Source organism: Pseudomonas sp. GD03903 (genome assembly GCF_029840045.1).
Taxonomy (GTDB): Bacteria; Pseudomonadota; Gammaproteobacteria; order Pseudomonadales; family Pseudomonadaceae; genus Pseudomonas; species Pseudomonas pseudonitroreducens.
The window spans coordinates 1-14,240 of sequence record NZ_JAOCBT010000013.1 but is presented as its reverse complement, the minus strand read 5'-3'; the positions used below and the strand labels follow the sequence as shown (position 1 = coordinate 14,240).

The 14,240-nt window shown below is 59.1% G+C and carries 14 protein-coding genes; all 14 read right to left on the bottom strand.

Features of this window, described 5'->3' with window-relative positions:
- Positions 1-159 precede the first annotated feature (159 nt).
- A complete protein-coding gene (locus N5C91_RS19930) occupies positions 160-2,469 on the bottom strand; it encodes a type II secretion system protein GspD (RefSeq protein ID WP_279831472.1) in 2,310 nt (769 codons plus the stop codon).
- Positions 2,453-2,980, bottom strand: coding sequence for a hypothetical protein (locus tag N5C91_RS19925; protein ID WP_279831469.1), 528 nt, complete (start codon positions 2,978-2,980; stop codon positions 2,453-2,455). The genes N5C91_RS19930 and N5C91_RS19925 overlap by 17 nt, the downstream gene beginning before the upstream one ends.
- A 118-nt stretch (positions 2,981-3,098) precedes the next feature.
- On the bottom strand, positions 3,099-3,704 hold the full coding sequence (locus N5C91_RS19920) for a hypothetical protein (RefSeq protein WP_279831467.1): 606 nt from the start codon (positions 3,702-3,704) through the stop codon (positions 3,099-3,101).
- Positions 3,701-4,318 (bottom strand): hypothetical protein, encoded by a 618-nt coding sequence (locus N5C91_RS19915; protein WP_279831464.1) that lies wholly within the window; start codon positions 4,316-4,318, stop codon positions 3,701-3,703. The genes N5C91_RS19920 and N5C91_RS19915 overlap by 4 nt, the downstream gene beginning before the upstream one ends.
- A 406-nt stretch (positions 4,319-4,724) precedes the next feature.
- Complete coding sequence (locus N5C91_RS19910; RefSeq protein ID WP_279831462.1) at positions 4,725-5,762, bottom strand: hypothetical protein; 1,038 nt, start codon at positions 5,760-5,762, stop codon at positions 4,725-4,727.
- Positions 5,752-6,342: a prepilin-type N-terminal cleavage/methylation domain-containing protein gene (locus tag N5C91_RS19905; protein WP_279831459.1), complete on the bottom strand. Its 591-nt coding sequence runs from the start codon at positions 6,340-6,342 to the stop codon at positions 5,752-5,754. The genes N5C91_RS19910 and N5C91_RS19905 overlap by 11 nt, the downstream gene beginning before the upstream one ends.
- A complete protein-coding gene (locus N5C91_RS19900; RefSeq protein ID WP_279831456.1) occupies positions 6,339-6,773 on the bottom strand; it encodes a prepilin-type N-terminal cleavage/methylation domain-containing protein in 435 nt (144 codons plus the stop codon). The genes N5C91_RS19905 and N5C91_RS19900 overlap by 4 nt, the downstream gene beginning before the upstream one ends.
- Positions 6,770-7,180 carry a type II secretion system protein gene (locus N5C91_RS19895; RefSeq protein ID WP_279831454.1) on the bottom strand — a complete coding sequence of 137 codons (411 nt, stop codon included), beginning with the start codon at positions 7,178-7,180 and terminating at the stop codon, positions 6,770-6,772. The genes N5C91_RS19900 and N5C91_RS19895 overlap by 4 nt, the downstream gene beginning before the upstream one ends.
- The gene (gene gspG, locus N5C91_RS19890; protein ID WP_279831452.1) at positions 7,149-7,583 is read right to left on the bottom strand and encodes a type II secretion system major pseudopilin GspG; all 435 of its coding nucleotides are present in this window, start codon (positions 7,581-7,583) and stop codon (positions 7,149-7,151) included. Before gspG ends, N5C91_RS19895 begins: the two co-directional genes overlap by 32 nt.
- Before the next feature lie 64 nt (positions 7,584-7,647).
- Complete coding sequence (locus tag N5C91_RS19885; RefSeq protein ID WP_279831450.1) at positions 7,648-8,838, bottom strand: type II secretion system F family protein; 1,191 nt, start codon at positions 8,836-8,838, stop codon at positions 7,648-7,650.
- A gap of 5 nt (positions 8,839-8,843) precedes the next feature.
- A complete protein-coding gene (locus tag N5C91_RS19880) occupies positions 8,844-10,577 on the bottom strand; it encodes a type II/IV secretion system protein (protein WP_279831449.1) in 1,734 nt (577 codons plus the stop codon).
- Positions 10,567-11,319 carry an ABC transporter permease gene (locus N5C91_RS19875; RefSeq protein ID WP_279831671.1) on the bottom strand — a complete coding sequence of 251 codons (753 nt, stop codon included), beginning with the start codon at positions 11,317-11,319 and terminating at the stop codon, positions 10,567-10,569. Before N5C91_RS19875 ends, N5C91_RS19880 begins: the two co-directional genes overlap by 11 nt.
- A 233-nt stretch (positions 11,320-11,552) precedes the next feature.
- On the bottom strand, positions 11,553-12,242 hold the full coding sequence (gene cmk, locus N5C91_RS19870) for a (d)CMP kinase (RefSeq protein WP_279831447.1): 690 nt from the start codon (positions 12,240-12,242) through the stop codon (positions 11,553-11,555).
- A partial coding sequence (locus N5C91_RS19865; protein ID WP_279831446.1) for a bifunctional prephenate dehydrogenase/3-phosphoshikimate 1-carboxyvinyltransferase occupies positions 12,242-14,240 on the bottom strand: 1,999 nt, incomplete at its 5' end. The genes N5C91_RS19865 and cmk, both read right to left, overlap by 1 nt.

The window sequence follows — 14,240 nt, the reverse complement described above, 5'->3', positions numbered from 1 at the left end:
ACGGGAAGTACTTCCTACAGCCTTCCTGAAGTACTAGAGCGGAAATTTCCTTACGAAAAATCCAGCGCTCTTAAAAACAAACCCAGACTTCAGCCTGGGCTCAATTAAGCGAGAACACCAACTAGAGCCAGACGCATAACCAACCGGCCTCTATAGATTTCAAATCCCACACATTCCGGGTGCCTTATTGCACTCGAGAGCAGGCTCAATCATTTTTTTGAGCTTCTCGGTAACTTCCTTTATCTCATCTGCACTTTCAATAATGTAGGGCTGTATCAGCATGACTACTTCACTGCGCGATTTATTCCTATAACGGCTACCAAATAGATAGCCAAGCCATGGAATATCCTTTAGAACCGGAACACCGCCATTTCCATCATCCCCATCTTCACGAATCAGCCCTCCCATAAAGACCGACCCGCCACTCTGGAGAGTCAGAGCGGTTTCCAGTGACGTTCGAGTAATGGGTGGATTACCGCTAGATGTCCCGGTACCCCCGCCTCCAGATGATCCGCCCCCGCCTCCTGCCGAGCTAACTTCCTGGCTTACCATCATATCTACCCGATTATTTGAATAAATAACCGGAGAGACATTGAGAATCACCCCTGTAGATCGATATGAAATACTCTGGAGTACGTTAGAACTTCCATTCGTAGCGCTTCCATCGTTTTGCTGACCGGTAACAATAGGAATATCGGTACCAACATTTATATTTGCCTGATCACCGCTTTTGACAAGAACACGAGGCGTAGCCAATATCCGGGAACGATCGTCATTGGCCAGCGCATTGATCGTTGCAAACGCTCCTCCAGCAGTATTCAGCATGTACATGAATCCGCCTTCGCCAGCGCTTAAATTCATCACCCTACCTTCATTATATGGAGTATTCTTCCCCCAACTGACACCGGTCGATTCGTTATCAGTCAAGGCCACGCTGGCGATTGTAACTTCGATTAAAACTTGTCGCGCCGGCCTATCAAGCTGCTTCAAGATCGGCTGTAATTGCTGCCACACCTTTCCCGGTCCACGAAAAAGAATAGCGTTGCGATTCTCATCTTCAACAATAGTCCCGCCGCCCATCACGCTTGAGGTAATGCTGTCCATCAAGTTGCTATTACCTGTCGCGCCGAGGAGGGCTTGAGTTCCAGCCAATTGAAGCAATGGCGACACACCGGATTGCCTCCCCCCCCCCATATCAGAGGTTTGCGCTGACCGAACAGGAGGAGGACTGTCGGCGGTAGCTCGTTGCGATGCACTGCTGGTCAGATCCGGAGTCAAGCCATAGGCCCCCGACCCACCACCTAGACCAGACATCAGTGATCGCAAAGACTTAGCTAGATCCGTAGCTCGGGTATTACGCACCTCATAGAAGTACAACCCAACGTTATCTGCTCCCTCACCAGAGCTGATGGTATTTGCCAAGGGGCTACGATCCGCCTGCTCTGCCCACTCCTGTACGAGATGCAGTAGTGATTGCTGGTTTGAAAAAACGATCAAGCCATTCGAGCTTTCCAAGGGAACGAGAACGATGCTTCCTGCGCCTTCCCCTATTCCTACGCTGTAACCTTGTGCAGTAAGTAACGCTTTCAGTTGCTTGGCGAGGTCATCGGCAGAAAGGAACGCGGGATCGATACGGATGCTGTGCTGGCCACGCATGAAGGGCTGATCCAGCAACTGCACTGCCTTGGCGGCTTGTGCCACGATGGACGACATTCCCTTGAGCATCAGGCCGCCACGCGCGCCGTCGACCGAAGCCGTCAGTCCGGCTTTGTCATAGGCACTATTCAGCCACGGAATGACATCCTTGCCATCAACATTATGTAGTTGGACGAACTGGAAAACGGGTCGATAGGCAATAGGAACTTCGGGGCGGGCGTCACCACTGATAAGGATAGGTGGCTCATCCGGACTCAGTCCAATCTGCTTGATCTGGAAGCGCAGTACGCTGCCCTGCTTGATGATCTCGACGCCATAGTTGCTCATGACTTGCGAGGCAACGTTGTAGACCATTTGACGAGTCTGCGGCTGCTCCAGGCGCAGGGTTACGCGGTCGTTCTTGTTCTTCAGGGTATTATCTATTTCAAAGGACTGCCCGAGGATATTGCCGAACACTTCGTTGATAAAGGCGGGCAATGTAACATCCTCGACATTGACCGTTACATCTAGCTTGCTGTCATTGAGCACCAGACGATCAGGTCTATCCACCACGCCACCTTGGGAGGGCGCCGGCGCCTGAGGAGTCTTGCTGACTTCCAGTTCCTTTTTGGCCGCAGCCTGCTCACCGCCGGTAGCTGCAGAATCTAAAGTCGAAGATGAATTAGTCTCAGTTGTACCATTAGACGCCGGCTCGACTAGCGGGTGCGGCACTTTCATCGCGTCGGTGCTACATCCCGAAGCGACACCCACGACAGTGGCTACCACAAACGCACGCCATGCCGTCAAGGGAATCGCTCTACTCGGCAGGCGCATACAATTTCCTTTCAAGATCCTTACCTTCATTTTCACCTGGAAGAGAAAAACGAATGTCCTGCTTATGAATAATTTCGAGTATTTCCCCTCCTGGAAGCGACTCGCCAGGCGAATAACGCCTTAGCGGCGATGCAGCATCTTCGGCGATCAGCGCATAGCGCTTTCCGCTCTCGACAACAATCCCTCGAAATAGCCAAGAAACTTTTTTAACAGGCCCCTTCTCCGCCTCTTCCTTTTCTCTAGAGATTGACTCTTCCTGATCCTCTTTCCACCACGTCATCTGAGCCAGATCATGAACTATGCCCTGGTCGTAGTGCGCCCGCGAATACTCGACTAACGCCCACTCTTCACTGTTTTCTTCGGCCACCTGGATATGTGTCTCAGGCTTGGCAAAAAAGCCGTAGGCAACACCAACTGCGACGACGAAAACATACCAGCGGAGAATATTAAAAGAGATCATTGCTTGGGCAACGGCGACATGGCGAGAAGACAGAGTGCATGATTCTGTCACTCCTCTCGCTAAGCAATCGGCATCTGATCTGAATGAAATTTCTGTATTTCTGCTTTATTTTGCCAAACAGGGGTTTTAATTCGAATTTATTCCTCAAGCTCGCAGGAAATTTCCTCGATCAGCGTTGTACAGTCGAGGCAGCCCTTTCACCTGGAACAAAGTGGAATGACAGTTGGAGATTCAATGCAGGAGAGAGACCGTTGTTCAGGTCGACCGAATCGATGCTGATCCAGTTCTCTGCACCTTCGATTGCATAGAGGAGCTTTCCATAGCTGGCAGCTTCGAACCTGCCACGTAGCTGTACTTCGATACGCGCATCTTTCTGCCCGGTGAAATCCAATGGCTCGAGCACATTGATTCGAGGCTCCTGAAGTCCGGAGGATTTCACCTCACGATCCAGCCAGGCCTGAACGTTGGCTCGGGCCAGCGAAGCATTCGGCGCTCTCCACAAGTGGGTCTGGAACTGAGCCAGGCGCTCTTCTGCCTGAATCGCTCGATCAGGCCAATAAGATTGGCGTGCCAGCTCCTGCATTTTCTTCAGTTCGACTGCGTATTGTTTGTACTCCTGTTGACGGGAGGACTTCCAGCTCCCGCAGAGCGCGATCAGGTTGATTATCAGCAGTGCCAGCAATCCCCAACAGGCCATGCGCAAACGAATCTGTTCCTGCCATTGCTGTTGCAGACGAAGCCAATGCTGATGGGCGAAGCCACGTAGTTCGTTCATTTCGCGCCCTTCTCACCTAGCGACATCAGCAGCCGCAGACCATTCCCGGCAGGAGCCGGCTCAACCCGCACATTCTGGAACTTTCCGCCCTCCTGTAGCTGCTGAACGAAGTACCGTGGGTCCTGATTGTCCGTGGTGATCTGCAGCTCAAGCTCGTGGTCACGCAGTCGCCAACTCAACAACCTGGAATCAACGGGCAAGAGCGGGGCGACCTTACGCAGCAACTCGATCTGCGAGGGTTGCTCATCCATTCGCTTGTGCAATTGCGCGCTGAATGCTGAAGCCTGCTGGGTGCGAGTGCGGGCTTCCAGGAGTGGTTCGATCCTGTCTACAAGCTGTGCATGCTCCGACTGCAACTTCCTCGATTCCGACCACCAGGAGATGCCTTGTGCCAATTGAACGGAGCATCCCAGCAAGAGCACGGTAAGCAGCCCATGGGGCACCCAGCGCTCCCACTGCCCTTGCACTCCTTGCCACCCCCCGCCCCAAGGAGCGGGTAGGTAGTCCGCGCTTTCTGCTTCCAACTGCAATTGAGCATCTAATCCGGCAATACCACGGGCAAGCATGCCAATCTGACTGGGCGAAGGAGGGCTTTGGTAATGAATGCTCTGCATCAGCGCTCCCGCCTTCCAGACCTGCAGATCTATACCACGCCTGGTCTTCTGCAGTCGGGTAACCGACTGCTCCGTTGTTGCAACGGCCCGTTGCAAGACGGTCTCTGGCAGACAGCGGTAGTGCCTGGGCAACTCAGGTTCTGTCGAGGCCAACTCCTGCTGTATTTCTCGGTCCCAGAGCCAGACCATTGCTAACCCACCACGCCACACGGCGTAATGCCCCGGCAAGCGATAGGGGGACAGGCCAGTCAGCTTCACTGAGAGTGCCTGTGGTCGTTGCGACCGTGGAACATGAGTCAAATCCAGGCAGCGGAAGATGCATTGAGATCGATCGATCACCCATTGAGCCGAAGCATTGCGCCATATGCCCTGGGCACGAGACTCCCATTGCAGGGAAGCCCGCTCGTCATCGCCAAGGACCTGCCACAAGCGGGGCGGCGAGAAGGCCAGGTGTCGAGTGAGGCTCATGAGGAACGGCGACTGTAGAAGCATGGATCGGCAATGTCCTTCGTTGGAGTAGCTGCCAGGGCGGGAGGCGCAGATCGGTGGATTCGAAGCTGAGCAGATATTCATGAAGAGCTTGCCCGCCCACAGGGCGGGTGCGAATCAGAACAGTCGTACTGGGCAGACGCGCCCACCCTTCTGGCGGGACGCTTGCGGCATAGCTACCCAACATGGCCTCAAGATCGGCGGCGTGGAGAATGGGATGCTCGAGACGCAAGTTGACCAGGCGCGCGATACCGCTGGCTGGCAACTGCCATCCGGCCTTTAGGACTTCGGGGCTGGCGGTATTCAGGTTCAACGCGGTTTCTCGGACCGTCACCAACTCGCCCCAACCGCGCTCGGTGAGCTGCTCTTCCCATGGATGCCAAGACGGCAGCAGAAATACCTCCATGGGTGAGTGCATTCTGCGCTGCATGAAGCCCGCCTCCGCACTTTGCTGGCCGCTCTTCAGATACTGGGCCAACTCGACCAGCATTTTCGGTATGTCTTCCGCGGGAACGCCCAGGTAGCGCAGCAATGCATTGAGCACCGCGGGCTCGCTGCCGATCAGACTCAAACGGGAAGCGCCGTCGATCAACGCAATGCAACGACCATTGGCCAGGCAATATTCCCGCCCGTCCATGGGGATCTCGCTACCTGCCGCCAGGATCGATGGATCCATGTTCCCAGGTTCAGGGGGAATACTTTCTGGCGTCGTCAGTCCGGCTACCGTCTGGCGATGCGTTGCCGTCATCCAGATCAGGCGGCTCAGCATGCTCCGCTCGTCCAGGGTATAAAGCAGAAGTTGCTGCTCGGCCTCGATGCCTTCGCGTGAGCGATCGATCCAGATCACGGCAGCGGCAACCACCAGGCTCATACAGGCGAGAAACCAGATCACGCCTACCAGCACGAAACCATTTGCGCGCCTGGGCGGCGATAGGCCGCGAGGGTCAAAAGTCACTGATATACACCTGTTGGCGTGGTGTCTGTACGGTCGCCATCAAGAACAGACCTCCGCCAGTTTCAGCCAGAGCAACAGCCGCCGGCAGCAAATCCGCTTCGGTCGGTGCGGGTGGCCACTCCTTGTGCCATTGGCCAGTTGCATCCTGAAACTCGAAATGTGCCTCGGCGGCGAGAGAAATCAGCGGCCAACGACGTGCCTCGATGCGCCGGACGTAAATCAGCTCGGTGCCGCCCGGCTTGGGTTCGAGTCGAAAAGCGAACGGGACCGGAATGCCTTCGCGCCGATCCACACTGGCCAGGGTCACGCCCTCGAAGCTCAGGGCATCCCCCCGAAAGCGGCCCGCGACATCGTTGTGCTCGGGTGCTACCAGTTGCGTCAGTGCGTCGTCGAACCAGCCGAATGCAAGCTCTCGTGCCTGACGGCTGTCCCCCTCCCGAACAAAACTGTCGTTGACCTTGGCGATGTAACCCATCCCCTGGATCAACAGGGTCGTGATAAAGGCGACCATGGTCAGCACCACCAGCAATTCCAGCAGGGTAAAGCCCGCTTGAAAGCGGGCCTGCCGCCCCTGTTTCATGGTTGCATCGCACCCTGGTCCTGGGAGAAGCGAACCTGACGATAACCTGGCAACTCGACTGCCAACTCGACAGGCCTCGCCCCTTCTTCGCTGACCCGCGCGGTGACCCGGAAAAGACTCGCCACATAAGGTCCGGGGTTGCCGGTGTAGCGCCCCACGACTGGCGCCTGCTCCGTCAACGCTTGGCTTTTCCACTCGAGCAGGTAATGCCCCAGTTGTACCTGACCGCTATCCTGCACGGCCGGGTTGAGCTGCTCCAGATAGGCAAGCGCCAGGCGAGAGGTGACTATGCGCCGCTGCACTGCCTCCATCCGCTCGACCATGACGAAGGTGGAGTTTATCCAGGCGAGCAGCGCTCCCCCCACCGTTACCAGCAAGGTCATGGCAACGACGGCCTCCAACAGGGTAAAACCCGACTGACTCCACCTCATGAATGCTCCGGCACACAGAGAGGAGGTATCAGGTCGAACTCGCGGCGCTGATCTCCTTGTATCAGCTCGACTTTGCCTCCTAGGCAGGCACCGTTGCTACGGTAGATCACCGGCACTTGGGTGGTCAGTTTCCAGCCCGGCGGCAGTACCAGCAGGTACTCCGGCAACATGCCCTGCGAGCCGATTCGAGCCTCGACATGTTGCAGCCGAGCACGGTACCCCAGGCTCCGGATCTGGCTGACGATATCCTGCAACTCGATCCGGAACTTCCACGCCTGCTGCATCTTCACCAGGTTCGGCAGCACGACGGCGCCCAGCAACGTGACAATCGCCAGAACCACCACCAGTTCAAGCAAGGTGAAGCCCCCCTGGCGGTTATTGCTTGGGCAAGTAGCCGATATCGGCATTGTCCCCTTCTCCCCCCGGCTGACCGTCCGCCCCATGGCTATAGAGAGAGAACGGCTGGTCCTGGCTCGGTTTGCTGCTGTAGAGATAAGGGTGATTCCAAGGATCGAGAGGCACTCCCCCCTCCAGATACGGCCCCTTCCAGTAAGCCTTGATGCTGTCGTCGGTCGGTGCGGAATTGAGCAACGCCAACCCTTCCTGATCGGTGGGGAGACGCCCGATATCCAGACGCATGGTCATCAACGCTCCCTTGAGCATCTTCACTTGCGTCTCGGCGGTCTGCACCTTGGCCTTGTCTGCCTGACTGAACAGCCGAGGTCCGACCAATCCCATCAGCAATCCGATGATCACCAGCACCACGATCATTTCCAGCAGGGTGAACCCCTGCTGCCGGCGTTTTCTCATCAACCCGTTTCCCCTCATTACGCGCCAGTGCGGCGCTCTACACCCGTGAGCATCACGGTCGGACCTAAAGAACCATGTCGTTGGCACTGGTGATCGCAAGAACCACGCCAGTGATAATCACGCCAAAGACGCCACCGATCGCCAGGATCGCCAGTGGCTCCACCAAGACCAACACCTTGCGCATGCGCGAGCGACCATGCTCTTCGTAAAGGGTGGCCAGATTGTCGAGCATGTCCGATAGCCGTCCCGACTTTTCACCCACTCGAATCAGATTGCTGCCCGTGGCGGTGATGGCATGCCGGTTTTCCAAGGCTTCGGAAAGTGACGTACCACCGCGAACATCTTGGGTAACCCGCTCCATCAGTTCGCGCTGCGAAGGAATTCGCAGGCTCTCACCCGATAGTCGCAAGGCGTCTACCAGGGTGACGCGATTGCCCAAGAGGGTGCCCAGTACCTTTGACCACTGGGCGATCTCTGCCTGGAGCAGCCATTCCCCTATAAGCGGAAAATGCAGGACACGATTCAGTACGCGCCCCCGGACAATGGGGTTGCGCAGGAGGGAGATACCAACCGTGGCGACGATCACCACCAGCACCAGCAGCAGCAGCGCATTGGCCTTGCACCAAACGCCGCTGGCCAGAACAGCCCAGGCCAGCCACGGCAGGCGCTCGGAATGCTCCAGCAGATTGGCGAACTTGGGCACGACAAAAACGAACATCATCGCGACCGCCCCGACACCACTGAGGACCAGAATCGCCGGATAGATCAAGGCATTGCGGATCTCATCGCGAGTGCGCCGTTCGTACTCCATCTGCGCGACGCAATCGCGCAACGCCTGGGCGATATTGCCCGTCATCTCGCCAGCTGCGACCAGTTGATAGGCGTAGCGGGGCAAGGGCAGCCCAGCCGATTCCAGCACTTGAGTGAAGGAACGGCCCTGGCGCAGACCATCGCTCATGCTCTGCAGGGCATGAGCCAGGCGAGGGTGTTGAGCCGAAGACTGCTGCGCTTCTACGGTGTCGGCCAACCCGACGCCGGCAGACAGCAAAGTCGCCAATTCGTAGAGGGAAAGATTGAGTTCTTCACTGCTCAGGCGGCGACTGCGTCGAGCGATAGTTCGAGCCGATTGATCCAGCGACAGCGGCGTCAAACCCTGGGACTCCAACTGCCGTAATGCCTCAGCCTGGGAATCCACATTCAGTTCGCCACGGCAGCGTTTACCGTGGCGGTCGATGGCGACGTAGCGGATACGCATGTCAGTCAGCCACTGGTCACTCGGTGGACTTCATCCACCGATGTGAGTCCCATCCAGGCCTTGACTAGCCCATCCTCACGCATCGAGCGATAGCCTTGTACGTGGGCCAGGCGGCGCATCTGCTCAACAGGAGCACGTTGCATGATCAGCTCCTGCATTTCCGGACGCACATCGATCATTTCATAGATGCCCAGACGCCCCCGATAGCCTGTGCCCTGGCAATGTGAACAGCCCACTGCGCGACGCCAGCTTGCGTTCTGTTCCGGGAAGATCGACTGAGCCAGGCTAATTACCGTGGCCAATTCTGCCTCGGCCATCGTCGGATCCTGCAACTGCGAACAATGCAAACAGAGGGTGCGCACCAGCCGCTGCGCCTGGACACCACGGATCGGTGATGCCACCAGGAAAGGCTCGACTCCCATGTCTATAAGGCGAGTGAAGGCACTAACCGCATCGTTGGTGTGCAACGTCGAAAAGACCAGGTGGCCGGTCAACGACGACTGCACGGCTATTTCGGCGGTTTCTAGATCGCGGATCTCGCCAATCATGATCACGTCAGGGTCCTGACGCAGGATCGAGCGCAATGCTGCGGCAAAGCTCAGGCCGATTTCAGCGTGAGCCTGCACCTGAGTAATGTTCGGAACCTGGTACTCGACCGGATCCTCGACCGTAATAATCTTCCGCACGCCATCGTTGATCGACTCGAGACTACCGTAGAGCGTGGTCGATTTGCCCGAGCCAGTCGGCCCAGTGACCAGCACGATTCCGTGCGGCTCCCGCGTCCACACCTGCATCATCGCCAGATGATCGGGCAACATTCCCAGGCTCTCCAGGCGCAGCCCTTCTCGCTCCTTGGGCAGAAGCCGCATCACCACCGACTCGCCGTGCACTCCCGGAAGACTGGAAACTCGGATATCCATTTCCTGGCCGCCAATCCGTATGCTCATGCGGCCGTCCTGTGGCAAGCGGCGCTCGGCAATGTCGATGGCGGAAATCAGCTTGATCCGCGAAACCACGGCGGCAAATCGCTCTCGCGGCAGTGTCAGCTGGTTCTGCAGCACACCGTCAATGCGCAAGCGGACCTGGAAGTTGAACTCGCCGGGTTCAATGTGGATGTCCGAGGCACGGCGCTCGATAGCCTGACCGATCACGTTGTTGACCAACTCGACGATCGGCGCCTCTTCCGCCATTTCGCGCAAATGGCGCACATCGTCCTCGGCGAACATGCGCGATCTCCAGCTGTCGCGTTGCTGGTGTTGATCAACTACCCGCAGCCACGCATCCAGGTCCTGCGAGCGGCAGAGTACCCACTGCACTTCACGCTCCGGATAAAAGCGCTGCATGACGTCGCGCAAGGCGGGCTCCAGTGGATCCCGCGCAGCCACTTGCAGGATTTGCTGGTCGCTCTCCCAAAGCACGACCTGCTCGGCCAGAAACCATTCGGGACGGATGTTCGACTTCTCCAGCGCGTCGGTGATCATCGCCGCACTCGGAACCTCCGTGGTCTTTCCTACCAAAGGAGCCAGGAGTTGATCGGCCAACTCATCGAGCAATACCGTTTCAGAAAGGGCACCGGAACGCATCAGAATCGCCCCCAGTCGACCACCGATACGTGCCTGCAACTCCAACGCCCGCTCCACTTCTTCGGCGCTCACCAGGCCCTTGCTGACCAGACGCTGTCCCAGTCGATCGAGAGCAGACAACTCCGGGGGCGACGAGGCAATCGGCTCAGAGTACATCGATGAAACCGCTCTTGACGCGCAGGAACAGCCAGAGGCCGCCGATGGCGATGACCAGCGAGGCTGCGCAGTACATAGCCAACTCGATCATCGATGGCAAGGGAGCATCGAACAGGAGACCACGCACTGCCTGTACAGGGATCGTCAGGGGATTGAGTGACAGAAAGGCGCGGGCGCCCTCAGGCAGGGATGCCAACGGGTAAAGCACCGGACTGAGAAACAGCGCGAGCACTAAAGCAAACTGCACCAGTTGCTGAGTATCACGGAAATAGGCACCCAAAGCGGCAATCAGGCAAGTCAGCCCGATGATGCATAGCAGGAACGGCAGCAACACCAGCGGCAACAACAATGCTATCCAGCCCGGTGTGTGACCCAGCAGAAACATCGCCAGCAGCAGGATGAGGTACCCCACCAACACGTTCGTCAGGCCTGCCACCACCAGCGACAGGGGGATGATCTCCAGCGGGAAGACCAGCTTCTTCACATAATTGCCATGGTCGTGGATCACCCCAGCGGCACGGCCCAGGCATTCGCCCATCAGAGTGTTGAGCAGCAGGCCGGAAAACAGGGTGAGACTGAAGGAGGCGGTTGACTGATCAGTTCCCCAACGCGACTTGAGGATATGGCCGAAGACGAAGGTGTATACGGCCAGCATGAGAAACGGCGAGAGCACGACCCAGAGACGACCAAGCAGCGTGCCGCGATAGCGTGAGTCCAGTTCGCGACGGGCCAGCGTGAACATCAGCCCGCTACGCTCGATCAGGCGCTCGGCTCTGGTGGGGGCGAAATGATTCGGCAAGGGACCCTCGACTGAAACAGCCTGCTCATTGCGAGCGACTGTAGAAAAACCAGTCAGGGATGATGAGGTAAGTGCGTGGCGGTGGATGCAGGACCGCTCCGACCACGCGGACAGCCAATTCCTAAGGCAAGGAAGACCTCGTCCGAGCCGCCATGGCTCGGACGAGATCAGGTCACCTAGTCAGCCAGCCCCAGCCGCGAAACCTCGGCGAGAATACTCTCCACCACTTCATCGATGCTCATCGAGGTGGAGTCCACCAGGATGGCACCATCAGCGGGCTTGAGCGGTGCAACGGCACGCTGGCTGTCGCGTTCGTCGCGGGCGCTGATTTCCTCGGCCAATTGCGCCTGGTCGCTGTCGATGCCCTTGTTCTTCAACTGCAGGTAGCGGCGGCGGGCGCGCTCCTCGGCGGAAGCGGTGAGGAAGATCTTCAGCGGAGCGCTGGGGAAGACCACGGTGCCCATGTCGCGGCCATCGGCGACGAGGCCCGGGGCTTCGAGGAAGGCGCGCTGGCGTTGCAGCAGTGCATCGCGCACCGCCGGCAGCGCGGCGACCTGGGAGGCGCCAGCGCCGACCTGTTCAGTGCGGATCACGTCGGTAACGTCGTCGCCTTCGAGGACGATGTGCTGGCCCTGGCCGCCCTTGGCGTGAGTGAACTGCACGTCGAGATGCGCCGCCAGAACCTTGAGCGCTTCCTCATTGGTCAGGTCGATACCGTGGTTGCCGGCGGCGAACGCCAGCAGGCGGTACAGCGCACCGGAGTCCAGCAGGTTCCAGCCCAGGCGCTTGGCCAGCAGGCCGGCAACGGTGCCCTTGCCCGAGCCGCTGGGACCGTCGATGGCGAGGACTGGCCATTCGCCGTTCATCAGTTCTTCTCCTCGGCGACACGGATGCCCGCCCCGGACGCCAGCCCGAGGAAGTTCGGGAAGGAAGTCGCTACGTTGGCGCAATCATGGATGCGGATCGGCGCACCGGCACGCAGCGAGGCCACGCTGAAGGACATGGCAATACGGTGGTCGCCGTGGCTCCAGACTTCGCCGCCGCCGTAGCTGCCGCCATCGATGATGATGCCGTCAGGGGTCGGCTCGCACTTCACGCCCAGGGCCAGCAGGCCGTCGGCCATGACCTGGATGCGGTCGGATTCCTTCACCCGCAGCTCTTCCGCGCCACGCAGCACAGTACGACCTTCAGCACTGGCGGCGGCGACGAAGAGCACCGGGAACTCGTCGATGGCCAGCGGTACCAGGTCTTCGGGAATGTCGATGCCTTTCAGCTGGGCCGAGCGCACACGGATATCGGCAACCGGCTCGCCGCCCACTTCACGCTGGTTTTCCAGGGTGATGTCGGCGCCCATGAGCTTGAGGATGTCGATGATGCCGGTACGGGTCGGGTTGATGCCGACGTGCTCCAGGGTCAGGTCGGAGCCTTCGGCGATGCTCGCGGCAACCAGGAAGAACGCAGCCGAGGAAATGTCGGCCGGGACTTCGATCGAGGTGGCGCTGAGTTTGTGGCCGGACTCGACGCGCGCGGTGGCGCCTTCGACGTCGACCGGATAGCCGAAGCCGCGCAGCATGCGCTCGGTGTGGTCGCGGGTCGGAGCCGGCTCGGTGGTGGAGGTTTCACCGGCGGCATAGAGGCCGGCGAGCAGCAGGCAGGATTTCACCTGGGCGCTGGCCATGGGCATGTCGTAGTGCATGCCGGTGAGCTTCTGGCCACCACGGATGGTCAGCGGCGGGCGGCCTTCCGGACCGGTTTCGATCACCGCGCCCATCTCGCGCAGCGGCTTGGCGACGCGGTTCATCGGGCGCTTGGAGAGCGAGGCGTCACCGGTCAGGGTGGTGTCGAACGGCTGGGCAGCGAGCAGGCCGCTGAGCAGGCGCATGGAGGTGCCGGAGTTGCCCAGGTAGATCGGGCCGGGCGGCGTCTTCAGGCCATGCAGGCCGACGCCATGCACGGTCACGCGGCCGTGGTGCGGGCCTTCGATGACCACGCCCATGTCGCGGAACGCCTGGATGGTGGCGAGGGCGTCTTCACCCTCGAGGAAACCTTGCACCTCGGTCGTGCCTTCGGCCAGCGAGCCGAGCATGATCGAGCGGTGGGAAATGGACTTGTCGCCCGGTACGCGAACACGTCCGGAGAGGCGGCCACCCGGCTGGGCCAGGAAAATCAGGTCATTGTTGTGCATGGCGTCCACATAGGCCCGGCGGGCCAGGATTTTGCTGAAATGCTCGCGAGCAACCCGGGCGCGAGTGAAGACGCCCATCAGTTGTTGCCCGTCCCCATGGTCGACGGCCTCGCGCAGATCATCGAGGTCGTCACGGAATACATCGAGGATGCGCAGCACCGCCTCGCGGTTGGCGAGGAAGATGTCGTGCCACATCACCGGGTCGCTGCCGGCGATCCGCGTGAAGTCGCGGAAGCCGCCAGCGGCATAGCGGAAGATTTCCAGATTCTCACTGCGTTTGGCCAGCGAGTCGACCAGCGTGAAGGCCAGCAGGTGCGGCAGGTGACTGGTCGCCGCGAGGACTTCGTCGTGGTGCTCGACGGCCATCTGCTCGACATCCGCGCCCAGCTCACGCCAGAGCGCTTCGACGCACTGGATCGCGTCCGCGTCGGCATTATCCAGCGGCGTGAGGATGACTTTATGACGGCGGAACAATTTCGCGTTGGCCGCCTCCACCCCGCTCTGCTCGGAGCCGGCAATGGGATGGCCGGGAATGAAGCGCACCGGCATGCCACCGAACACGGCTTTCGCCGCACGCACGACATTGCCCTTGGCGCTGCCCACGTCGGTGAGGATGGCGTTGCCGATGTCGAGGGTGGCGAGCTCGCCGAGGGCTTTCTCCATCGCCAGAATCGGCACG